The 24,279-nt window shown below is 75.8% G+C and carries 4 protein-coding genes and 1 pseudogene; all 5 read right to left on the bottom strand.

The annotated features are described in order from the left end of the window. Positions 1 to 9: 9 nt before the first annotated feature. A complete protein-coding gene (locus UK82_RS32955) occupies positions 10 to 1,494 on the bottom strand; it encodes a hypothetical protein (RefSeq protein ID WP_055408758.1) in 1,485 nt (494 codons plus the stop codon). After that, complete coding sequence (locus tag UK82_RS20385; RefSeq protein ID WP_055408756.1) at positions 1,491 to 3,323, bottom strand: amino acid adenylation domain-containing protein; 1,833 nt, start codon at positions 3,321 to 3,323, stop codon at positions 1,491 to 1,493. Before UK82_RS20385 ends, UK82_RS32955 begins: the two co-directional genes overlap by 4 nt. 16 nt (positions 3,324 to 3,339) lie before the next feature. Continuing rightward, on the bottom strand, positions 3,340 to 4,491 hold the full coding sequence (locus tag UK82_RS20380) for a YqcI/YcgG family protein (protein WP_055408754.1): 1,152 nt from the start codon (positions 4,489 to 4,491) through the stop codon (positions 3,340 to 3,342). A gap of 59 nt (positions 4,492 to 4,550) precedes the next feature. Next, positions 4,551 to 13,296: pseudogene (locus tag UK82_RS38990) on the bottom strand (amino acid adenylation domain-containing protein); the annotation flags it as partial. Between the two features lies 1 nt (position 13,297). Next, on the bottom strand, positions 13,298 to 24,269 hold a 10,972-nt coding region (locus tag UK82_RS38985), incomplete at its 3' end, for an amino acid adenylation domain-containing protein (protein WP_396230602.1). Between the last annotated feature and the right edge of the window lie 10 nt (positions 24,270 to 24,279).

The raw sequence follows: 24,279 nt of genomic DNA, 5'->3' as shown, positions 1-24,279 counted from the left end.
GGCGCGCGATCAGAACGTCAGGTACATGTCGTCCGGGATGATCGGCTGGTGGTAGGTGCACGAACCGGACAGCACCGTGGATCCGTGGAGCCGCGACTTGGGAATGAGAATCTTGTCGCCGTCACTCAGTGCGATCTTGTGAGTGACATTGTTCCAGAAGTGCATGTCACCCGACTCGATCATGACCAGTCGGTGCTCGTCGTGGACGTGCGTCGTCGACGTCTCGTCGCACGACTCGACGAACGTGTCCAGGTCGACCTCGATCCCCTCGGTCGTGAGGTAGGCGTCGATGGCCCGCGCCTTCGCCTTGTACTCCTCGATCGCGTCCGCCCAGGCCAACTGGTCCGCGAGGTCGCGGTCCCACCGGCGGGCGAGCTCGGCGGCGTCGGTGAAGCCGGCGTGGAAGGCGATCAGGGCCGCGTCCCCGGACAGCGCGAGCAGCGGGGTGAGCAGCGTGTCGACCAGCCCGTCCAGGCCGTCCAGGCCGTCCAGGCCGTCCGGGGTGGCCGGGGTGGCCGGGGTGGCCGCCGACGGTCGCGCGGTGAACAGGGCCGGCCGCTCGCCGAGGCCGTCCTCGATCGCGTCCGCCCAGGCGGTGGCGACGACCGCGTCGTCGATGCACTGGTGCACGAACGCGCCGAGCAGTTCGGCGTGCCGGTACGGCGAGCGGGACAGCAGGTGCAGATGGTTGCCGCGGGCCAACGAGGTGTTCAGGTACAGCTGCCAGTACGCCCCGACCGTCGGGGTGAGCTCGGCCGCGGCGAGCAGCGCCGTCCACGCGGACGAGTCCGCCACCCAGCGCCGGTAGTCCTCGACCAGCAGTTCCCGGGCGACCGCGTGGGCCGGGTCGTACTCGCCGAGCGACGCGCGGGCGGTCGCCGTGCGTGCCGCGGGCAGGAACGCCGAGAGCTGCAACAGCGCGAACGTCGTCGCCTCGCGGCGGTCGCGGGTGCCGCGCAGCACCGCGAACGCGTCCCCCGGATGGTCCCGGCGCTCCTCCCAGTAGCCGCGCAGCTCGCCCAGCACCCCGTCGACCGACGGACCGCCCGACAGGGACGGGCGTTGGGGTGCCAGGAACGAGAACAGGTGACGTTCGAGGACCGGCTGGGCGAGCGCGGCGCGTAGCCGGTTCGCCGCGCCGTAGAAGTCCGCGCCGTCACGATCGGCCGCCGCGTTCCGGTTCGGCGGCAGGTACAGCAGGTCCGCGTCGTAGATGTTGCGCAGCATCCGGTGCCCGAGCAGGCCCGAGAGCCCGAGCGTGTCGTCCGGTCCCAGGGCGGTGCCGTAGTTCAGCCAGGCCAGGTCGGCGGGCCGGACCGGGCGGCGGTACGGGTCGTCCTCGGTGGTCAGCTCCTCCCACTCGGCCGGGCGGAAGGCGGGGTTCGCCGCGAACGCGCGCACCAGCGCGTGCGCGTCCGGACCATCCTGGGCGGCCTCCACCCGGCGGGCCAGTTCGTCGAACCCGGCCAGCGTCGTGGCCTGGTCAGAAGTCATCGGGTTCCTCCTCCAGCGGGAATCGTCGTGGGCTGCGGCTGCTGTTCCTGCGGTGGCTGCTGTTCCTGCGGTGGCTGCGGCGGCGGGGCGGGCGCGGCGAGGGCGCGCCGGTCGATCTTGCCGGCCGCGGTCAGCGGCAGCTCGGCGACGTCGACGAAGGTGTCCGGGACCATGTGCGCGGGAAGCTGCCCGGCCAGGACGGCGCGCAGGTTCGGCGGGCCGCCCGTCCCCGCGCGCACGCAGTACGCCCGCAGCTCGTCGTCGCCCGCCTCGCCGTCGCCCGCCTCGCCGGGGACGACGACGACGGCGGCGTGGCGGATGCCGGGCTGGCCGCACAGGACGTTCTCGATCTCCTCCAGCTCCACCCGGAAGCCGCGGAACTTCACCTGGTTGTCGGCCCGGCCGAGGAACTCGATCTCCCCGTCGGTCCGGAACCGGCCCAGGTCCCCGGTGGCGTACATCCGGCTGCCCGGGACCGAGCTGAACGGGTCGGGCACGAACTGGTCGGCGGTGCGCCGCGGGTCGTTGAGGTAGCCCCGGGCCAGCGGCAACCCGCTGATGAACAGCTCGCCGGCCGCGCCGAGGGGCACCGGGTTGTAGTCGGCGTCCAGAACCCGGATCTGGGTGTTCGGGTTCGGCCGGCCGATCGACACGCGGGCGGTGGCCTGATCCGGGTCGAACACCCGGCAGGACACGCCGATCGTCGCCTCGGCCGGGCCGTAGCCGTGGTAGAGCCGGGCCCGCCACCGCTCCCGGAAGCGCCGGTAGGCCTCGTCGCGCAGGACCTCGCCCCCGCACCAGACGTGCCGCAGCGACCGTCCCGCCTCCTCGGCGTCCGGACGTTCGAGCATCGCCCCGAGCGTGGCCGGTCCGACGTAGCAGAACGTCACCGCATGCGCGTGCACGATCGCGAGCAACGTGCCCGGATCCGTCTCGGCCCCCGGCGGCGCGATCACGATGCGTGCGCCGGCGACCAGCGGCAGGAAGACCTCGTTGATCGAGATGTCGATGCTCAGCGGCGCCTTGTGCAGGACGGTGTCGTCGCCGGTGAGGCCCAGCAGGTCGACCTGCCAGTGCAGCCGGTTGCAGATCGCCTGATGGCGGATCATCACGCCCTTGGGCGTCCCGGTCGAGCCGGAGGTGTAGATGACATAGGCGAGGTTCTCCATGTCCACGGTCGAGTACGAATCCCCGGCCGCGTGCGGGTCCCCGGCGGAGCTCGGGTCCGCGAGGGAGCTCGGGGCGTCGCCCGGGACGGGCCTGGCGGACGTGCCGGCGGTGGCGAGCCGGCCGGCGGGGTCCAGCCGGAGCAGCGGCACGAAGCCGGCGCCGGCCGACAGCTCCGGCGGGGCGCCGGCCGTCCCGGCCACCACCGCGGAGATCCGGGCCTCGTCGGCCACCGCGCTGATGCGCCGCGCCGGCCAGGAGACGTCCAGCGGCACGAACGCGCCGCCGGCCCGCAGCACCCCGAGCAGGGCCACCACCTGGGCGGCCGAGCGTGGCAGGCACACGCCGACGGTCACCTCCGGGCCGACGCCGACCGCGCGCAGCGACGCGGCGAGGGCCTCGGCCCGTCGTTCGAGGTCGAGGTAGGTGAGGGTGACGGCTCCCTGCGCCGCCCGGTCGGCCAGGTCGACGACGGCGGTCGCGTCCGGCGTCCGGCGGGTCGCGTCCGCCACCAGGGCGGTGAGCGAGCGCCCGACGAGCGGGTCCACCCGCCCGCTGGCGAAGGCGTCCGCATCCGTTCCCCGCTGGGCGAGGTCGGTCCGGCCCCCGACGACGTCGCCCGATGGAACCGACGGGGGGCTGGAAGGCCGGCTCGTGACCATGGTTCGTCCCCTCCGATCAGACGGAACTCGTGGCGACCGGCCCGCGGCCCGGCGCCGGATTCGGGCCGCCGACGGTGCCGTACCGGCCGGTGCGCACCCGCGCGGCACCGCCGGACGAGTCGCCGCCGCGTCCCGACATCCGCCGTCGCAGGCTGCGTGGCCGCATATCGGTCCAGGTCAGCTCGATGCTGTCCAGGCAGTGCTGCCGGGTTCCCGTGACGGAGGTGTCGAACCAGCCGAGCGCGTTGGGCCGCCCGTGCGGCCACACCGAGAACTGCTGTTCCTGGTTGATGACCACCTTGAACGGACCCGTCGCGCCCGACTCGGTCAGCGACGGCCCCGCCTGCCCGGCGGGTGTTCCGGCCGGTTGGCGGCCGGCCCCGGCGTGGAACGGGCAGGACTCGGCGACCGAGGCGTCGTCGCGCAGGAAATACTGCTTCCATTCCCGGTTGGCCGGGTCGCCGTAGGAGCCCAGCAACGGCGTCGAATCCACCTCGTCCATCCGGGCGAGGCGCTCGCGAATGACCTTCCGTGCGGCCGCGCCCCGCGGACTGGTCGGCTCCAGCCCGGCGAAGACCCAACGAGGCTGGAAGGTGATGGTGAAGACCGGGTTGCTGCGGCTGCGCAGTCGCCGGTGCGCCGGCGTGTTGCAGACGACGAAGATGGGGGTGCCGCGGAAGCTGAACTCCCAGCCGGGATCGTCGGTGTCGGTCGGGATGTCCGACGGCCAGGGTTCGCCGTCGCTGTCGTGCAGGTAGCTCAGGATCGACCAGAACCGCTGTTCGTAGGACAGGACGTCGTCGGTCTCCTGCCCCGCCGTCCCGCCGCCGGATCCGAAGAACACGACCAGCGAGGTGTCGCGCGATATCGACTGGTAGACCGACAGATACGTGGCCAGGATGTCCGGCAGGACGGACCAGGTCCGCGCGTCGCGCAGGTCCTCGACGAAACCGAACCGCAGCCCGCCCTTGTGGGCCGCGCCCACCGCGAAGACGCAGGGAAAGGGCTCGGTGTCGGACCTCAGCGTCGCCATGATGTCCCGCGCGCAGGCGGCGCCCCAGCCCGGCATCGGGCCGATGGCCAGGTCCAGGATCTCCTCGCGGACCGCGCCGGTCGCGCCGGTCGCGCCGGTCGCACTGCGCCCACTGGGTTTCGGCGTGTCTCGCACTGTCGTTTCTCTCTTTGCTCAGCCGCGGGCCGATCCCGACCCGCGGTCGTGGGGTGGACTCAGGTGCGGCCGGCCGAAGCGACTGCCGGGTGTTTCGCTGCCCCCGGGTGTGCGGCGCGGGCGGCGAGCGCGGCGAGCGCCCGCAGCCACGCGGCCGCGAGGTTGCCCACCACTACCGCGCCCGGCCCATCCGGGCCGCTGCTCCAGCGCGCGCTCAACTCGGGGCCGTCCGGGCCGTCGACGGCTCGCACGATCAGGCTCAACGGGAACGGATCGGGTGAGTCGGCGTTCCAGTCGGCGAAGAGCGCCTCGTCCTCGGCGGCGACGGACCAGTCCGCCACCTCGCCTCGGCTCAGCCGACCCACGTAGTTCAGGTAGATCGTCGGTGTGGGAGCGGCCGACAGGTGCGGCGCGGTCCGCGGGTTGAGGAAGCGCAGCATGCTGTAGTCGGTTCCGCCGTCGGGGAGCTGGGCCAGGAGCGCGCGCACCCGTGCCACGGCGGCGTCCACGGCGAACTCACCGAAGGCGGCGCCGTCGTCGGCGGTCCGCTCGAGCAGGAACGGGAAGATCTCGGCCATCCAGCCGACCGTCCGGGACAGGTCCTGCTGGTCGACGATCTGCTCCTGCCGGCCGTGGGCCTGCACGGCGACGACCATCCCCGCCGCGCCGCCCTCGCCGGGTCGGGTCTGGTCGGCCACGGCCAGGGACAGCGCCGCGAGCAGAAGCTCGCCCACGCCGATACCGAACGCGGCGGGGACCGTCGACAGCAGGGCGGCCGCCCGTTCCGGCGGCAGACTCACGGTGATCGCCTGCGGCTGGCCGACCTGGCCCGACCCGGCCGAAGCCGCTGTCCAGGCCACGGGCGTGGCCCGGTCGTGCAGGTCCACCCAGAACGGCAGCCGGGCCTCCGCCTCGGCCGTGCGCGCCGCCTGGTCGAGACGACGCGCCCACTGCGCGTAGGACACCGGAACAGGGGCGAGCTGGGGCCGCCCACCCGCCCCGAGCGCGGCCGCCGCGGCGCGGAGATCCGCCAGCACGATCGGCCAGGAGACGCCGTCGATCAGCGCGTGGTGAATGATCAGCAGTAGCCGGCCCGGTCGTGCGTCGCCCGCGTCCAGCCAGACGCAGCGGATGGCCTGCCCGTTGTCCGGATCGAGTTCAGCGTTGGCCGCCGCCGCGAGACCCGAGATCAGCCCCAGCCCGCGCCCGCTGTCGAAGCCGTCGACCGCGGCGAGGTCGACGGCGTCGATCCGGCGGAGCCAGGGACCGACGTCGACACTGCCGCGCGGCGCGATCGCCAGCGACCAGGCAGGTCCGCCGTCCGCGCCCACCGTCGCCGCACCGGGCGGGACAGGGCCGGCGGCGTCCGAGCGGACGAGCCGAGCCCGCAGCACGTCGTGCTGGTCCACGACCGCCGTGATCGCCGCGCGCAGCGTGGACAGGTCCAGCCCGGCCGGGGTGCGCAGCAGCACCGGCGAGGAGAAGGAGGCGAACGACGCTCCGCGGCCGCGCGCCGCCTGCAGGGCCGGGGTCGGCGGGACGAGGAGCACAGCGGCCGGCCCGGTGCCCGCCTCGGCCACGGCGCTGTCGGACGTGTGCGCCGTCCCCGCGACGGCGGTGGCGGCGGACGGCGCCGGAGCCGGAGCGGGTGCTTGGCGCGTGACGACGGTGGCGAGCGTCTCGGGCGTGCGGTGGCCGAACAGCAGCCGCGGGGTCACGGTGAGGCCGGCGGCCCGGATCCGGGTGACCAGCCGCATGGCGACGATGCTGTCGCCGCCGAGGGCGAAGAAGTCGTCGTCGACGCCGACCGCCTCGACCCCGAGCACCGTCGCGAACGCGGCGACCAGGGCCGCCTCGATGTCGTTCGCGGGATCGCGCCCGGCCGGGGCCCCTTCCTCGTCGCCGGCGGGCAACGCCGGGGCCGGCGGCACGCGGTCGGCACCCGCCGGGGCCGCGAAGGTGGCCGGCCAGCTCAGCGCCAACGCGCGCAGCGGTGCCGACGGGTCGGCGGTGACCGCGGCGAGCACGTCCCGCAGCCGCTCGGCGAGCCGGCTGGCGCTGGAACGGTCGAACAGGTCGTCGCTGTAGGCGACGCCGATGGTCAGGCCGCCGTCGGCCCCGGCCCGTTCGATGAAGTCGAAGGACAGGTCGAACTTGGCGCTGGTCCGTCGCACCGGTTCGAGACGGCCACTGACCGCGTCGAGGTCCAGCTCGTCGACGGCGTCGGACGCCGTCAGGTACACGACCATGACCTGGAACAGCGGATGGCGGGCCAGCAGCCGCGGCGGGTTGACCGCGTCCACCACCCGGTCGAACGGCAGGTCCTGATGGTCGAAGGCGGCGAGGTCGCTGTCGCGGACCCGCCCCAGCAGCTCGCCGAACGACGGGTCACCCGACAGGTCGGTCCGCAGGACCAGCGTGTTGAGGAAGAAGCCGACGAGGTCGTCGACGGTCTCGTCGACCCGGCCGGCGACCGGGCTGCCGAGGGGAACATCCTCCCCGGCGCCCAGTCGGTGCAGCAGCGTCGCGACGGCGGCCCGCAGCACCATGAACATGCTGACGTTGTGCGCCCGCCCGACGGCGCGCAGCGCGGCGAGCGCCCCGGCATCGATCGACGTCTCGACGATCCCGCCGGTGTGGCTCGGCTCGACCGGCCGCGGCCGGTCGGTCGGCAACGCCAGTTCGGCGGGCAGGCCGGCCAACGCCCGCCGCCAGAACTCCCGCGATCTGGCGGCCGGCGAGGACGGGTCGGACTCGTCGCCGAGCAGCTCCCGCTGCCACAGCGTGTAGTCGACGTACTGGACGGGCAGCGGCGCCCACTGCGGTGCACCGCCGGCGAGGCGCGCCCGGTAGGCGACCGACAGGTCGCGGGCCAGCGGAGCGTCGGACCCCTCGTCGGCCGCGATGTGGTGGATCAGGAACTGCGCGAGGTGCAGCTGCGGCGAGCACCGGACGACGCGCACCCGCATCGGTGGCTCGCGTTCGAGGTCGAACGGGTAGGCCGCCGCCTCGACCAGCAGGTCCGCCAGCTCCTGCCCGCCCGGTTCCGGTTCCGGTTGCGGTTGCGGTTGCGGTTGCGGTTCGGGCCGGGCACCGCCGGCCGCGGACGCCCACTCGACCACCTCGAACGGAATCGTCACCTCGGTCGGGTCGAGGATGCGCTGCACCGGCTCGCCGTCGACGGTCGGGAACATGGTCCGCAGCGCCTCGTGCCGGACCACCACGTCGTGCACCGCGGCGCGCAGGGCGGCCACGTCCAGCGGCCCGACCAGGCGCCAGGTGATGGGAATGTTGTAGGTCGGGCTGGGTCCCTCCACCTGCCCGACCACCCACAGGCGCCGCTGCGCGTACGACAGCGGCGGGTGCTGCGGACGCCGCCGACGGCGGACCGCCGCGCGGGCCGTGCCGGCGGAGTCCATCCGCCGGGCGAGCCGGGCCACCGTCGGATCCTCGAAGACCGTCCGCGGCGTGATCTCCACGCCGAACGCCGACCGGATGGCCGCGCACAGCCGCATGACGAGCAGGGAATGGCCGCCGAGGGCGAAGAAGTCGTCGTCGAGGCCGACCCGGTCGAGGCCGAGCACGGCCGCGAACCGCTCGCCGAGCAGCTCCTCCCGGGCGTCGCGGGGGCGCCGGCCGGCAACCGGCGCCGGGGCGGCCGGCTCGGGCAGCGCCGCCCGGTCCAGCTTGCCGTTCACCGTGCGGGGCAGCCCGTCCAGCGCGACGAACGCCTGCGGGACCATGTACGCCGGCAGCACCCGGGCCACGTGGGCCCGGGCCGACTCGACCGGCTCCGGCCCGACCCCAGCCCCGGCTCCGCTCCCGACCCCGGCCCCGGCTGCCGGATCGGGCACCAGGTAGGCGACGAGCTGGAGCGCGGGCGGGGCGTCCGGGCGGAAGACGACCGCGGCCGTGCCGACGCCGGGTGCCGCCGCCAGGGCCCGTTCGATCTCGCCGAGCTCGACCCGGAAGCCGCGCAGCTTGATCTGGTCGTCCGCGCGCCCGAGGAAGGTGAGTGCGCCGTCGGACCGGCGGCGGGCGAGGTCGCCGGTGCGGTACATCCGCTCCCCCGGCGCCCCGAACGGGTCGGCCACGAACCGGCCGGCGGTCAGGCCGAGGCGGCCGAGGTAGCCCCGGGCCAGCCCGGGACCGGACAGGTACAGCTCGCCGGCCACCCCGTCCGGGACCGGCGCCAGCGCGGCGTCCAGCAGGTAGGCCCGGGTGTTGGCGATCGGCGCGGCCCAGCCCGGGTCCGCGCTCGCGGCGGCGGCCGACGGGTCGGTGCCGGTCCCGGTGCTGTGCCAGCCGTAGGCGTCGACCGAGTACTCGGTGGGCCCGTACAGGTCGTGCGCCACCATCCCGGGGATCGCGCGCAGCCGCTCCCACAGCGGCGCCGGGGTGGCCTCGCCACCGACCAGCAGCACGCCCGGCCGGTGGCCGTCGGGGCGCAGGAACCCCTGGCTCAGCAGCTCCTGGAGGTAGGTCGGAGTCAGGTCGAGCACGTCGATGCGGGCCCGCTCGACGTACTCGACGAGCGCGGCCGCGTCCCGGGCGATCCGCTCGTCGACGACGTGGACCTCGTGTCCGGCCAGCAGCCACAGCAACGGCTCCCACGATCCGTCGAAGCTGAACGAGGCCGCGTGCAGGACCCGCTGCGGATCCCGGTCGGGGCCGGCGGCGCGCTCGGCCGGCGCGATGAGGTCGACCGCGTGCGAGGCGAACAGGTTGACCAGGCCCCGGTGGGTGCCGACGACCGCCTTCGGAACGCCGGTCGACCCCGAGGTGTAGATCACGCTGGCCGCACCGGCCGGGTCGGGCCGCGCGGCGGCCCGCTCGGCCCGACCGCCCAGGTCCGGGTCACCGAACGCCGGATCGCCGAACGCCGGATCGCCGAACGCCGGATCGCCGAGGGGCAGGACGGGGGCGGGGACGGCCGGCAGCCGGCCGGCGAAGGCCCGGGTGGTGAGGACGGCGGTCGGGGCCGCGTCGGCCAGCAGGAACGCGAGCCGGTCGACCGGCTGCTCGACGTCGATCGGCAGGTAGCTCGCGCCCGCCGCCAGCACACCGAAGATCGCCGGCACCATCAGCGCCCGGGGCAGGGCGAGCGCCACCACCGCCTCCGGGTCGCCGCCCAGCCGGGACAGGCGGCCCGCGATCCGGTCCACCTCCCCCGCGAGCTCGGCGAAGGTCGTCCGGCCGCCGGCGGTGACCAGCGCGGTCCGGTCGGGATGCGCGGCCACGGCCCGGGCGAGCAGGTCGGGCACGGTCGTCCCCGGCGCCGACAGCGCTCGCCGCGGGCCGGCGGCCGCGCGCAGGGCGGCCGCCCGCTCCTCGGCGTCGGAGATCTCCAGCCGGCTCACCGGTCCGTCGGGGTCGCGGACGATCCCGGCCAGCAGGCGGAGCAGCCGGTCGGCCAGCCGGGCACCGCCGGCCGGCTCGATGACGTCGGTGGCGAAGTCGACCAGCACGGTGATCTCGCCCCGCGCGGCCCGGTCGACGAACGTCACGTCCAGGTCGAACTTGGCCGCCCCGACCTCGGGGTCGATCCAGGTCACCGGGCCGCCGAACAGCTCCCGGTCGTCGCCGGCCAGGTGGTGGTAGCCGGCCATCACCTGGAACAGCGGGTTGACGCCCGGCGTCCGGCGTGGATTGATCGCCGCGACCACGTCCTCGAAGGGGAGGTCCTGGTGGTCGAAGGCGGCCAGGTCCGTCCCGCGGGTCCGGCCCAGCAGCTCCCGGAAGCTCGGGTCGCCGCCCAGGTCGGACCGGATCACCAGCGTGTTGACCAGGAAGCCGACCAGCCCCTCCAGCGCGGCGTCGGTCCGCCCGGAGATCGGCACGCCGATCGGGATGTCGTCGCCGGAGCCCAGCCGGTGCAGCAGGGCCGCGAGGGCCGCGTGGGCGAGCATCGACATGGAAGTCCCGGTCGCCGCGCACAGCGCCCGCAGCCCGGTCGCGACCGCTTCGGGCAGGACCCGGACCGCCCGCCCCGAGGCGCCGTCGCGGACGGCCGGGCGCGGCCGGTCCAGCGGCAGCGCGATCTCCTCCGGCAGTCCCCGCAGGGCGTCCAGCCAGAAGGCGCGCTGGCGGGCGGCCATGCCGCCCTCGTCGGCCGGGTCGCCGAGCAGGGCCCGCTGCCAGAGCGTGTAGTCGGCGTACTGCACCGGCAACGGCGCCCACGCGGGCGCGCGCCCGGCCCGTCGGGCGGCGTAGGCCGCGTCCAGGTCGAGCAGGAACGGCCGGTCCGACCACTCGTCGGTCGCGATGTGGTGCAGGACGACGACCAGAACGTCGTCGTCGGGGCCGCGCAGCACGGTCAGCCGCAGCGGCGCCTCGGCGGCCAGGTCGAACGGGTGGGCGGCCAGCCGGGTGATCCGGCCGGTCACCTCGCCCGGGGCACACTCGACGACGTCGACGGCGGGGGTCGCGGCCGCGGGGTCGAGGATCCGCTGGTAGGGCTGGCCGTCGACGGCGGCGACGACGACCGTCCGCAGGGCCTCGTGCCGCCCGAGCAGGTCGGTGACGGCGGCGCGCAGCGCGTCGACGTCGAGGCGGGCGCCGACGCGCAGAACGATCGGGTAGTTGTAGGCGTCGTTCCCGCCGGACAACGCCTCGACGAGCCACAGCCGACGCTGCGCCGGGGAGAGCGGGATCCGTTCGGGTCGCTGGCCCGCGACCAGCGCCGGGCGCCCCGCGGTCGGCGCGGCGGTGGACGCGGCGGCGACGCGGTCGGCCAGTCGGGCCGCCAGCGCCTCCACCGTCGGTGCCTCGAACAGGTCGCGGATGGCCAGGTCGACCTCGAGCGCCCCCCGGGCCCGGCTGACCACGCGGGTCGCGAGCAGGGAATGGCCGCCCAGGGCGAAGAAGTCGTCCTCCGCCCCGACCTCGGGCAGACCGAGAACGTCGGCGAACAGCTCGGCCAGGGTGCGCTCGAGCTCCGTGGCCGGTGCCCGGCCGGAGCTCGCCGCCACCGGCTCGGCCGGCGGCAGGGCGGCCACGTCAAGCTTGCCGTTGGCGTTGCGGGGGATCGCCGGCAGCGGCACGAACGCCGCCGGCACCAGGTAGTCGGGCAGCACCGCCGCAAGATCGGTGCGCAGGCGTGCGACCAGCGCCCCGGCGGCCCGGGCGGCCGTCGGGTCGTTCGTGGGCGCCGCCCGGTCGTCCGGGCGGACGTCACGGGTGCCGGGGACGCCGACGGGCAGGGCCGCGGCCCCCGAGCCGCGCACGAGCACGGCGTCGAGCAGCCCGGGGTCGTCTGGCCGCGCCGCGAGCGCCGCTTCGTAGCCGAGGGTGTCGGCCAGCGCGTAGACGTCCTCGGGCTCGACGATGCCGCCCCCCGCCTCGGCCTCGCCGGCCGAGCCGCTGGCCGCGACCGCGGCGAGTTCGACGGCTGAGCTCGCGGCCAGGTCGACGGCTCTGCTCGCGGCGAGTTCGGCGGCGATGCGGGCGTCGGGGACGGCGGTCAGGGTCACCCGGGCCGGCCGGCGGGCGCCGATGATCGCGGCGAGCCCGTCGAGGCCGCCTACATCTGCCCCCCAGCTCAGGCGGAGGTCGGCGCCGGCGCCGGTCGGGGTCGGGCGGTCCGCCGCCGCGCGGCGCAGCACGACGTCGTAGCGGTGCCGGGTGAGTTCGTTGCGGTGGCGGCCACGCTTGACCCGCACGCACGCCTCGGCGCCGGCGTCGGCGGCCAGCGCGTGGAAGAACGCGGGCGCGACGACGAGCTCCTTCTCCAGCAGCAGGCGCCGGTCGACGGCCGCCGCGAGCCGGGCCGGATCCGCGCCGGCGCCGGAGCGGGCGAGCTCGAGCGCGGCGTGGAACGCGCGCAGCCGGCCCAGGTCACGGACGTCGCCGACGAGCAGCGATCCACCCGGGGCCAGCAGGTCGAGCGCGCCGAGCAGCACCGTGCGCAGGTAGTCGGCGCTCGGGAAGTACTGGATGACCGAGTTGATGATGATCGTGTCGAAGTAGCCGGTGGGCAGCCCGTCAGTGCGGTGGGCCGGCTGCTGGCGCAGTTCGACCCGGCCGAAACGGGCGGGGTCGGCGGCGATCTCCGCGCGCAGCTTCGCGATGACGGGGGCGGCGAAGTCCGTTCCCCAGTACGCCTCGCACTCCGGCGCGAGCGGGCCGAGCAGCAGGCCGGTGCCGAGGCCGATCTCCAGCACCCGCCGGGGCGCGAGCGCCCGGATCCGGTCGACGGTGGCCGCCCGCCACTCGCGCATGTCCGCCAGCGGGATCGGCTGCCCGTCGTAGCTGGAGTCCCACCCGGCGAAGTCCTCGACGGTCACGGCGGTGGGGATCCGCTCGTACTCGTCGCTGTAGAGCTGTCGCCACTCGCCGACCTGCTCGTCCTCGATGGCCGCCACCTCGGCGGCCGAGGGTCCCGCCGGCACGACGTAGGCGACGAGCCGCTTCGCGCCCGGCGTCACCGGGTCCGCCGCCGCGATGACGGCGGACTGGCTGACCGCCTCGTGCCCGTCGAGGGCGGCGGTGACCTCGCCGAGCTCGATCCGGTGGCCGCGGATCTTGACCTGGTCGTCGGTGCGGCCGAGGAAGTCGAGGTTGCCGTCGTCGGGCCGGCGGGTCACCAGGTCCCCGGTGCGGTACATCCGCCCGCCCGGCCGGGCCGGGTCGGCCACGAAGCGGGTCGCGGTCAGGCCGGGCTGGTCGAGGTAGCCGCGGGCGAGGCCGTCGCCGGAGATGTACAGCTCGCCGGCCACGCCGTCCGGGACCGGGCGCAGCCAGCGGTCGAGCACGTGGACCGCGGTGTTGCGGATCGGCCGCCCGACGGTCGGGGTCGGGCTGTCGNCCGTCGCGGCGCCGAGGGTGTTGATCGTGTATTCGGTCGGCCCGTACAGGTTGTAGCCGGCCGTCCCGTCGGTGGTCCGCAGCCGGGTCCAGAGGGAGTCGGGCACGGCCTCGCCGCCCAGCATGACCAGGGCCGGCCGGTGCCGGTGACCATCCCCCGGGTCGCCGTCGGTGCCGCCATCAGGGTCGCCGTCGGGATCGCCGTCGGGATCGGCGGCCGACTCGGTCCGCTCCAGCAGCCCGGCCTCGAACAAATGGGCCGCGTAGGTCGGGGTGACGTTGACGACGTCGATCCGGTGGCGGTCGCAGTAGGCGACGAGCCCCTCGGCGTCGCGGCGCAGGTTCTCGTCGCAGATGTGCACCTGGTGGCCCTCGACGAGCCAGAGCAGCTCCTCCCACGACATGTCGAACGCGAACGAGACGGTGTGCGCGACGCGCAGGCGCCGGCTCCCGGTCGCCGCCACCGTCGGGGTGAAGATCTCGTCCCGGTGGTTGAGCCACATGTTCGTCAGCCCGCGGTAGGGCGTGACGACGCCCTTGGGCCGTCCGGTCGAGCCCGACGTGTAGATGATGTAGGCCGGGTGGTCGAGCCGGTCGGCGCGGTCGCGGGCGAAGGCGCCGAGCTCGGCGTCTGCCAGCGGACCGGCCGGGGTGGCGGCCAGCTCGGCGGCGATGGTGTCGGTGTCCAGCGCGAGCCAGGTCGGGCCATCGTGGGCGTCCGCCGCGCCGGGCACCTGCGCGCCGCCGGCCAGGTAGCGGCCGGTCGCCTGGCTCGTGACCAGCAGCGCGGCCCCGCCGTCGGCCACCATCTCCAGCAGGCGCGCCGGCGGATGGTCCAGTTCGAGCGGCAGGTACGCGGCGCCGGTGCGCAGCACGGCGAACAGCGCGACGACCATGTCGACCGTCCGCCCGAGCCCGAGTGCCACCACCGTCTCCGGGCCGGCGCCATGCGCGATCAGCAGCCGCGCCAGGCGGTTCACCCGGTCGTCGAGGTCGCGGTAGGTCAGCCGCTGCTCGCCGAGGACCAGCGCGACCGACTCGCCGATCCGCGCGGCCCGCGCGGCGAGCAGGTCGGCGACGGTGTCCGTGCCGATCGGCAGCGGCGGGGACACCACCTGGTCCAGCCGGGCCCGCTCGGCCGGTAGCAGCGGGTCGAGGGAGCCCACCGGCGCGTCGAGGTGCGCGACCAGCGCGTCGACCATGGCCAGCAGGCGGGCGAACAGCCCCTCGGCCAGGCCCGGCGCGACGACGTCCGGGCGGTGCTCCAGGCGGACGGTGATCCGCGCGCCGGGGAACAGCACGAACGTCAGCGGATAGTGGGTGTGGTCGAGGCTGCTGCCGGCGACGATCCCGTGGCGGGCGCTGGTCTGGTCGTTCGCCACCTCGTCGATGAAGTTCTGCAGGACGTAGAGCGTGTCGAACAGCACCGGGTGCCCGCTGGCCCGCTGGATCTCGCCGAGCCCGAGGTACTCGTGGTCGAGCAGGTCGAGGCGGTCGGCGGCGACGCGCCGCAGCAGCTCCCCGACCGTCTCCCGCGGGTCGAGCCGGACCCGGACCGGGACGGTGTTCAGGAACAGGCCGACGACCTCGTCCATGCCGTCGAGCTCGGTCGGGCGGCCGGCGACGGTCGTGCCGAACACGACGTCGTCCGAGCCGGTCGTGGCCGCCAGCACCAGCGCCAGCGCGGCGTTGAAGATCGTGTTCAGGGTGACGCCGTGGGCGCGGGAGGCCGCCCGCAGCGCGCTGGCCGTGGCCTCGGGCAGCTCGGCGGTGATCCGCGCGGGGGCGACCGGCGGCAGACCCCGCGCGGCCGGCACCACCATCGTCGGGCCCTCGAGGCCGGCCAGCGCCGACCGCCAGGCCCGCTGCGCGGCGGCGGTGTCCCACGTGCGCAGCCAGCGCAGGTAGTCCCGGAAGGACCCGGCCGCCGCCGGGGCCACGTCCTCGCCGCCGGCGGCGTACAGCCCGAGCAGCCCCTCGACGACGAGCGCACCCGACCAGCCGTCCCACAGCAGCACCTGGCGATTGATCACCAGCCGGGACCGCGTCTCGGCCAGGTGGACGAGGATCAGCCGGAACAGCGGCGGGCGGGCGACGTCGAACGGGCGGGCCCGGTCCTCGGCGGCGATCCGCTCGGCCGTCTCCGACCGTTCGGGCTCGGCCAGTCCGGACAGGTCGATCTCCTCGACCGGGGCGGGCAGCTCGCGCGCGATGACCTGCGCCGGGCGGGACAGCCCGTCGCCGAGGAAGCCGGCGCGCAGGGTCGGGGTGCGGGCCATGAGGGTCGCGCAGGCCACGCGCAGCCGGTCGGCGTCGAGCCGGTGGTCGAAGTCCAGCGAGAACTGGGCGGTGTAGGCGTCGCTGGTCGCGTCGAGCGCCGAGTGGAAGTACAGGCCCTCCTGCAACGGCGAGAGCGGCCAGACGTCCTCGATCGGCGCCGGGAAGGTGCGCGCGATCCGGTCCACCTCGGCCGGTGGGAGCGCGATGAGCTCGGCCGGCTCGCCGGCCGCCGTGGGACCGGCGGCCCGCCCGAGCGAGGCCAGCTCCCGCAGCGCGTCGAGGTAGCCGTCGGCGATGCGGGCGGCCTCGTCCGCCGTCAGCACGGTCGTCAGGTAGGTGAGGGTCGCGCGCAGCACCGGCCCGTCGTCCGTCTCGACGCTGACCAGGTCGACGGTCAGCGGATAGCCGACGCCGAGACCGGGGTCGGGCTCGGCCGCGAGGGCGTCGAACTCCTCGGCCAGTCCCCAGTCAGCGTGGCGGTCGGCGCGGAAGCGACCGAGGTAGTTGAACAGCACCTGGGCCCGCCCGGCCCGGGCCAGCGTCGGGCCGGCCAGCGGGTTGGCGTAGCGGAGCAGGCCGAAGCCGATGCCGCGCTCGGGCGTGGCCCGCAGGCGGGCCGTCACGTCGGCCAGGGTCTCAGCGGCCAGGGTCTCGACAGCCAGGGTCCCGGCAGCCAGGGTCTCGACAGCCAGGGTCTCGACAGCCAGGGTCTCGACAGCCTGGGTCCCGGCGGTCGCGGTCCGCGCCGGGGCGAGCCGGACCGGCGCGATGCTGGTGAACCAGCCGACGGTGCGGGCGAGGTCCAGCCCGGGGGTGATCTCCTCGCGACCGTGGCGTTCGAGATCGACCAGCAGGTCGCCGTCGCCGTCGCCGGCCGCCGGGCGGGGGCGGATCGCCATGCGCAGGCCGGCCAGCAGGATGTCGGTGACCTCGGCGCCGGTTGCCGCGGGGACGTCGGTGAACAGGGCGGCCGTGGCCGTCGGCGGCAGCTCGACGACCAGCCGTCCGGTGTCGGCCACGATGCCCACAGCCGCCGGGCCGAGCGCGGGTTCGGCGGCCGGCGCGGCCGGGCCGAGCGGCTCGGTGAACGGCCGCGCCCCCGGGGCGAGCGCCTGCAGCCAGTGGGTCAGCTCGCCGAGGCGGGCCGGGGCGGCCGCGAGCTCGGTGATCACCTGGCTGAAGGCGCGCAGCGAGGTGCCGACCGGTTCGAGGACCGGCCGGCGGCCGGCGCGGACCGCCGCGTGGGCCGCCTCGAGGTCGGCCAGCAGGATCCGCCAGGACACGCCGTCCACGACGAGGTGGTGGGCCACCAGCACCAGCCGGCCCGGCGCCGTCGGGCCGGCATCGAGCCAGACCGCGCGCAGCACCGCCCCGGCGTCGGGGTCGAGGCGCCCGGCGGCGGAGCCGGAGGCGGCGGCGACCACCGCGCGCAGGGCGGTCGGGTCGAGCCCGGCGGCGTCGATGCGGGTCAGCAGGTCGGGGTCGGGGCCGGCCTGGCCGTCGCCGGGCGGATCGATCTGGAGCAGCCACACCCCGGGCGCGGGCCGCAGCAGCCGGGCCCGCAGGGCGTCGTGGTGCGCGACCAGCGCGCCGAGCGCGGCCCGCAGGTCCGCCTCGGTGGCGCCGGCCGGGGTCCGGACGAGGAAGGCCTGGTTGAACCGCCGGATCTCCCCGCCCCAGTCGGCGAGCCGGGCGACGATCGGCGGCGGGGTCAGCACCCCGGTCGCCGCCGGGTCCGGTCCGGTGGAGGTGGCGAGCGGCGACGGCGGGCCGGCCGGGGTTCCCGCGGACCCGGTGACCGGAGTCGCGGCGGCCTCGGCGGCTTCGGCAGGCGCGGCGGCTTCGGCAGGCGCGGCGGGCGCGGCGGTTTCGGCAGGCGCGGCGGGCGCGGCGGTTTCGGTCGCGGTCCGGCTGGCGACGAGCGCCGCCAGCGCGGCCGGCGTCCGCTGGACGAAGACCTCGCGCGGGGTGACCTCGACGCCCTCGCGGCGGGCCCGGTTGACCAGCTGGATCGCGATGATGCTGTCGCCGCCGAGGGCGAGGAAGTCGTCATCGACGCCGACCCGGTCGACGCCGAGCACGGCGGCGAACACTGTGCACAGCGTGCGCTCGGTGTCCGTGCCGCCCGACCGGGCCGAGGTCGCGGCGGTCAGGTCGGGAGCCGGCAGCGCGGCCCGGTCGAGCTTGCCGTTGCCGGTCAGCGGCAACGCGTCCAACGCGACGACCGCCGCCGGGACCATGAAATCGGGCAACGCCGCCGCGGCGCGGCCCCGCAGCGCCGGCCCGTCGACGCGCCGGCCCGCACGCGGTACGGCGTAGGCGATCAGCCGGCGCCGGCCGGCGTCGTCCTCCCGGGCGACGACGACGACCTGCTCCACCGCCGGGTCGGCGGCCAGGACCGCGGAGATCTCGCCCGGTTCGATCCGGAAGCCGCGGATCTTGACCTGGTCGTCGGCGCGGCCCAGGTACTCCAGCGAGCCGTCCGGGCCCAGCCGGGCCAGGTCGCCCGTGCGGTACATCCGGTCGCCGGGCTCGCCGTACGGGTCGGCCACGAACCGGGTGGCGCTCAGGCCGGTGCGGCCCAGGTAGCCTCGGGCGAGCTGGGCGCCACTGACGTAGATCTCCCCCGGCACGCCGGGCGGCACCGGCGTGAGGTGGCGGTCGAGCAGCCGCGCGCGCAGGCCGGCCAGCGGCTCGCCGATCACGCCTCGGCGCCCCGCGGCGGCAGCGGCCGCGGCGGCCCGGTCCAGCGGCAGGTACGTGACGTGCACCGTGGTCTCGGTGATCCCGTACATGTTGACCAGGGTCGGCGCGTCGTCCGGGTGCCGCTCGTACCAGCCGGCCAGCCGGCCAGGCTCGAGCGCCTCACCGCCGAAGATGACGAAACGCAGGCCGAGGTCGTGCCGGCCGGCGGCCTGGTCGGCCTCCACCAGCGCCGCGAACGCCGCCGGCGTCTGGTTGAGGACGGTCACCGACTCCCGCCGGAGCAGGTCGAGGAACTGCCCGGGGGAACGGGTGACGTCGTGGTCGACGACGACGAGCCGGCCGCCGTGCAGCAGCGGCCCCCACAGCTCCCACACCGAGAAGTCGAACGACACCGAGTGGAACATCGTCCAGACGTCGGTCTCGCCGAAGTGGAACAGCTCCCGGGTGTCGGCGAACAGCCGCACCACGTTGCGGTGCGGGATCAGCGCGCCCTTCGGCCGGCCGGTCGAGCCGGAGGTGTAGATGACATAGGCGAGGTTGTCCGGGCGGGCCCGCCCGGCCCCGTCCGGCGGGGTGGTCGGCGCCGCGGCCAGCGCCGCCACGACCAGCGGGTCGTCCAGTGCGATCAGGGGCACGCCGGCCCGAGCCGGCAGCGCCGCGCGGGTCTCGACGGTGGTCACCGCGCAGGCCGGCGCGGCGTCGCGCAGCATGAACGCGATCCGGTCGGCCGGGTAGGCCGGATCCACCGGCAGGTACGCGCCGCCGGCCTTGAGGACGGCCAGCAGGGTCACGACCAGGTCGGTCGAGCGGGGCAGCGCCACCGCCACGATCGACTCCGGCCCGACGCCCCGCTCCGCGAGCAGCCGAGCGAGTCGGTTGGACCGGGCGTCCAGCTCGGCGTAGGTGAGCTCGGCGTCGCGCCAGCGCAGCGCGACCGCGTCCGGGGTCCGGGCGGCCTGGGCCTCGAACAGCTCGGGCAGGGTGGCGTCGGCGCCCCATCCGGGCGTCGGCGGCGCTGGGAGGAGGGCGGCCCGGTTCCGCTCAGCCGCCGGCAGGGCGGCGACGGCGCCGATCGGCCGGTCGGGGTCGGCGGCGATCTCCTCGAGCAGCGCGAGCATCCGGTCGGCGAGGCCCGCGACCGTCGCGTCGTCGAGGACGCCGCGTAGGTAGCCGAAGGTGAGGCGCAACCCGTCGCCGGGGATCACCCGGATGGTGAGCGCGTAGTGGGTGGCGTCGTGCCCGTCGACCGCCGCCAGGCGCGGGCCGTCCGGCGGGATCAGGGTGGCCGGCTCGAACGGGTAGGACTCGAGCACACCCACCGTGTCGAACAGGTCCCCGTGCCCGGCCACCGCCTGGATGTCGGCCAGGCCGAGGTGCTGGTGGGCGAACATGCGGCCCTGCGCCGCCTGGAGCTCGGCGATGAGCGCGGCGAACGTCCCCTGGGCGCTCACCCTGGCCCGGACCGGCACGGTGGTCACGAACAGTCCGATCATGGACTCGACCCCGGGCAGCGCCGGCGGCCGGCCGGCGGTCACCGCGCCGAGGACGACGTCCTCGCGGCCGACCGCCCGGGCGAGCAGGATCGCGTGGGCCGCCCGCAGGATGGAATTCAGGGTGAGCCCCCGCTCGCGCCCGAGCGCGGCCAGGTGGGCGGCCGTCTCGGGGCTGACCGCACGGTCGACGGCGGCCGGGATCGGCACCGTCCCGCTCGCCGACGCGGCTCGATGGCCGCCGCCGGCGGCCATCAGGGTCGGCCCCTCCAGGCCGGCCAGCTCGGCCCGCCAGGCCGCGCGGGCGGCGTCGGAGTCCTGGGCCCGCAGCCAGCGCAGGTAGTCCGAGTACGGGCGGGCGACGGGCAGCCGCGCCGCCGTGACCGGGTCGGCCACAGCGCCGGGATCGGCGACGGCCTCGGAGCCAGCCTGGGAGCCAGCCTCGGTGACGGCCTCGGTGACGGACTCGGCGCTGGGCTCGGCGCTGGGCTCGGCGGCCAGCGCGAACAGCTCTCGCAGCGCCAGTGGCAGCGACCAGCCGTCCAGGACGACGTGGTGGGCGCAGACCGCGAGCCGGGCGCTGTCCGGGCCCGTGCGGACCCACAGGAACCGGATCAGCGGCGGCGCGGTGAGGTCGAAACGCGCGGTGCGGTCGGCCGCGACCATCCGCTCGGCCTCGGCCGCCCGCTCGGCGGCCGGCCAGGCGGAGAGGTCGACGATTGTCCATTCCGGTTCGGCCCGGTCCAGGATGGCCTGGGCCGGCACGGCGCCGTCGGCCAGGACGGCGGCGCGCAGGACGGCGTGCCGGGCGACGAGCTCCCGCGACGCCGCGCGCAGGCGCTCGGGGTCGAGTCCCTCCCCCGCGAGGTCCAGGACGAACTGGATGACGTAGACGTCCGGCGTGTCATCGCCGTCGACGAGGCGGTGGAACAGCAGCCCCGCCTGCGACGGGGACAGCGGCCAGACCTCGGTCAGCCCGGGCAGCCGCTCCCGCCAGCGCGCCAGGTCCGCCGCGTCGACCGACGCCAGATCCACCGCGGCCGCATCCACCGCGGCCGCATCCACTGCGGCCGCATCCACTGCGGCCGCACGTACCGCCGCCGGATCCACCGGCGTCGAGGCGGCCGCCGCGGCGGCGAGGCCGGCGACGGTCGGGCTGTCGAACACGTCGGCCAGCGCGATCGTCACGCCGGCGGCGGCCGCCCGGGTGACCACGGCGAAGGCCAGGATGCTGTCGCCGCCGAGGTGGAAGAACGAGTCGTCGACGCCGATGCCCGGCTGCCCGAGCACCTCGGCGAACACGTCACGCAGGATCGTCTCGGCCCGGGTCGCCGGGGCCCGGCCGGGCCGGGCGGCGGCGGCGAAGTCCGGGGCGGGCAGCGCCCGGCGGTCGAGCTTGCCGGCGGGAGTGGTGGGCAGGGCGGGCAGCGTCACGAAGGCCGCCGGCACCATGGCCCCGGGCAGGACGCCCGCCGCGTGCGCCCGCAGCTCACCCGCGAGCGTCCGGTCGCCGGCCGGGCCCGCCGGATCCCCCGGGCCGGCGGATCCGGCGGCTGCCGGAACGATGTAGGCGACCAGCGCCGGCCCGGCCGGCCCGTCCGCGCGGACGACGACGGCACAGCGCCCGACGCCCGGGTGACCCTCGAGCACCGCCTCGATCTCACCGGGTTCGATCCGGACGCCGCGGACCTTGACCTGGTCGTCGGAACGGCCGGCGACGACCAGCTCGCCGGTGGCGGTCCAGCGCGCCAGGTCGCCGGTGCGGTATATCCGCTCGCCGGCGTCGAAGGGGCTGGCGACGTACCGGGACGCGGTCAGCGCCGGCCGGTGCAGGTAACCGTGGGCGACGCAGTCGCCGGCGAGGTAAAGCTCGCCGGCGACCCCGGGCGGCACCGGCATGAGCGCGCCGTCCAGCACGTAGGCGCGGGTGTTGCGCAGCGGCCGGCCGACCGCCAGCCGTTCCCCGGCGGTCGCGGCGGCGCGCACCGGGCTCGTCGTCACCCAGACCGTCGTCTCCGTCGGCCCGTACAGGTTGGTGAGGCTCTCCGCGCGGGTGAGCAGCTCCCGGGCGAGGTCGGGCGGTAGCGGCTCGCCGCCGCACAGGGCGCGCACCGCAGGGTAGGGCCCCGGGTCCGCGTTGAGGATGGAACGCCAGCGCGACGGGGTCGCCTGCGCCAGCGTGACCGCTCCCCCGCGCAGCAACCCGGCCAGCACCGACGGATCGCGGCCCTGGTCGCCCTCGGCAAGGTGGATCGAGGCGCCGACGGTCAGCGGCGCGAGCAGCTCGACGGTGCTCGGGTCGAAGGCCAGCGTCGTCGCGGCGAGCAGCCGGTCCGCCGGGGTGATGCCGACGGTCTCGACGATCGACGCCAGGAAGTTCGTCAGCGCTCGGTGGCCGACGACGACGCCCTTGGGCCGCCCGGTCGAACCCGACGTGTAGATCACGTACACCGGGTTGTCCGGATCGACGGCCGGCGGCCAGGCTTCGGCCGAAGCCGCCGGCCCGGATCGGGGCCCGGATCGGGGCTCGGATCGGGGCTCGGATCCGGGTTCGCGTTCGCGTTCGCGTTCGTCGATCAGCAGCAGGCCGGTGCCGGGCGCGAGCGGGAGCCGCGCGGCGAGCGCGCGCGTGGTCACCACGACCGCCGGGGACGCGTCCTCGATCATGAAACCGATCCGGTCGGCCGGATAGTCGGGGTCGAGGGGCAGGTAGGCGGCGCCGGCACGACCGGTGCCGGCCAGTGCCACGACCAGGTCGGCCGAGTGGGGCAGCGCGACGGCGACGACAGCCCCCCGCCCGACGCCACGGCCGGCCAGCACCCGCGCGAAGGCGTCGGCCCGCGCGGCGAGATCACCGTAGGTCACCATCCCCGCCGCAGTCACCAGCGCCGTACGGTCCGGGACACGCTCGGCCTGGGCGGCGAACAGCGCCGTCCACGACTCGGCCGGGCTGGGCCCGGCGGTGTCGTTCCAGGCGGTCAGGACGCGCTCGCGTTCCGTGCCGGTGAGCAGGTCGACGGCGCCGATCGGGGTGTCGGGGCGGACCAGCCCCGCGGCCAGCAGCCGTTCCAGGCGCGGGCCGACGGTCCGCGCGAACGACGGTGAGACCACGCCGTCCTGGTAGGTCGTCTCCAGTTCGAGCGTGTCGCGGCCGCCGCCGTCACCGAGCTCGGCGACGACCGTCAGCGGGAACTGCGCGGTGCCGTTGTGCGCCGGACGCCGTTCGCCGCGCAGGTCCCGGCCGCGCAGCGCGGCGGCGGCCGGGGTGCGGACGGCGAACATCGTCGTGAACAGGCTGGAGACACCGTCGGCGCGGTCCGGGTTGAGGTCGCGGACGACGTCGGCCAGGTCGACGTCGGCGTGGGCGAACGCGCCCCGACACACCTCGCGGGCGCGGTCGAGCAGGTCGGTGAACGTGTCGGCCGGTCCGACCGCGAGCCGCAGGCAGACGGTGTTGCCGAAGTAGCCGAGCACGCCGGCGGTCTCGGCGCGGTCGCGGTTGACCACCGGCGAGCCGATGGTGATGTCGGTCGCGCCAGTGATCCGGTGCAGCAGGGCACCGTAGGCGGCGAGCAGCACCATGAACGGCGTCGCGCCGTGCCGCGCGGCGAACGCCCGGACCTGGCCGGCCAGCTCGGCGGATGCCTGGTGGACGGTCTGCCGGCCGGCGTCGGGCTCGCCGCCGTCACCGGACCTGTCGCCGTCGCCGTTCGAGGTGCCGTCGACGTTCGAGGTGCCGTCGGCGGCGGGAGCGGGCAGGCGCACCGGTTCGGGCAGCGGGGTCAGCCGCTGTCGCCAGTAGGCCAGCTCGTCCGGGGTGGGACCGGCCGCGTCCGGCGCGACGGCGTCGAGGAACTGCACGCCGATGCCGGCGCCGGGCTGGTCGTCGGCGCCGCTGTCCCGACGGTCGTAGGTGGCGAGCAGGTCGCCGAAGAAGACGTCCCAGCAGGCGTCGTCCCAGGCGATGTGGTGGGCGGCGAGCGCGAGCGTGTGCCGGTCCGGGCCGTGGCTCAGCACCGTCACCCGCAGCGGCGATTCAGCGGTGAGGTCGAAAGGCCGGCGCGCGGCGCGCACCGCGATCTGGCGGGCGCGCGGCTCGCGGTCCTCGTCAGGTTCGGCAGACAGGTCCACGCTGAGCCAGGCCGGCGTGACGTCGTCGCGGACGACCTGTTCGAGCCCGCCGTCCGCGGTGACCCGGTAGGTGGTGCGCAGGACCTCGTGGCGGCGGGCGACGGCGAGCAGCGCGCCGCGCAGCGCGCTGACGTCCAGCGGTCCGGTCAGCTCGAACGCCGCCGAGATCGTGTAGGCGGCGCTGTCGGGTCGCAGCCGTTGCAGGAACCACATCCGCCGCTGGCCCGGGGTGACCGGGTAGCCCACACCGGGGGTCCGCGCCAGGCGTCGGACGCCGCCGGCCGTCGGCTCGCGCGTCAGGCGCTCCGCCGCCAACCGGCGGCGGAGCAGCTCACGCTTGCGCTGCGCGGAGTCGGGACTGGCCACGGTGCACGTC

The sequence above is a fragment of the Frankia sp. ACN1ag genome (assembly GCF_001414035.1).
GTDB classification, from domain to species: Bacteria; Actinomycetota; Actinomycetes; order Frankiales; family Frankiaceae; genus Frankia; species Frankia torreyi.
This window is presented reverse-complemented; position numbering and strand designations above follow the sequence as displayed.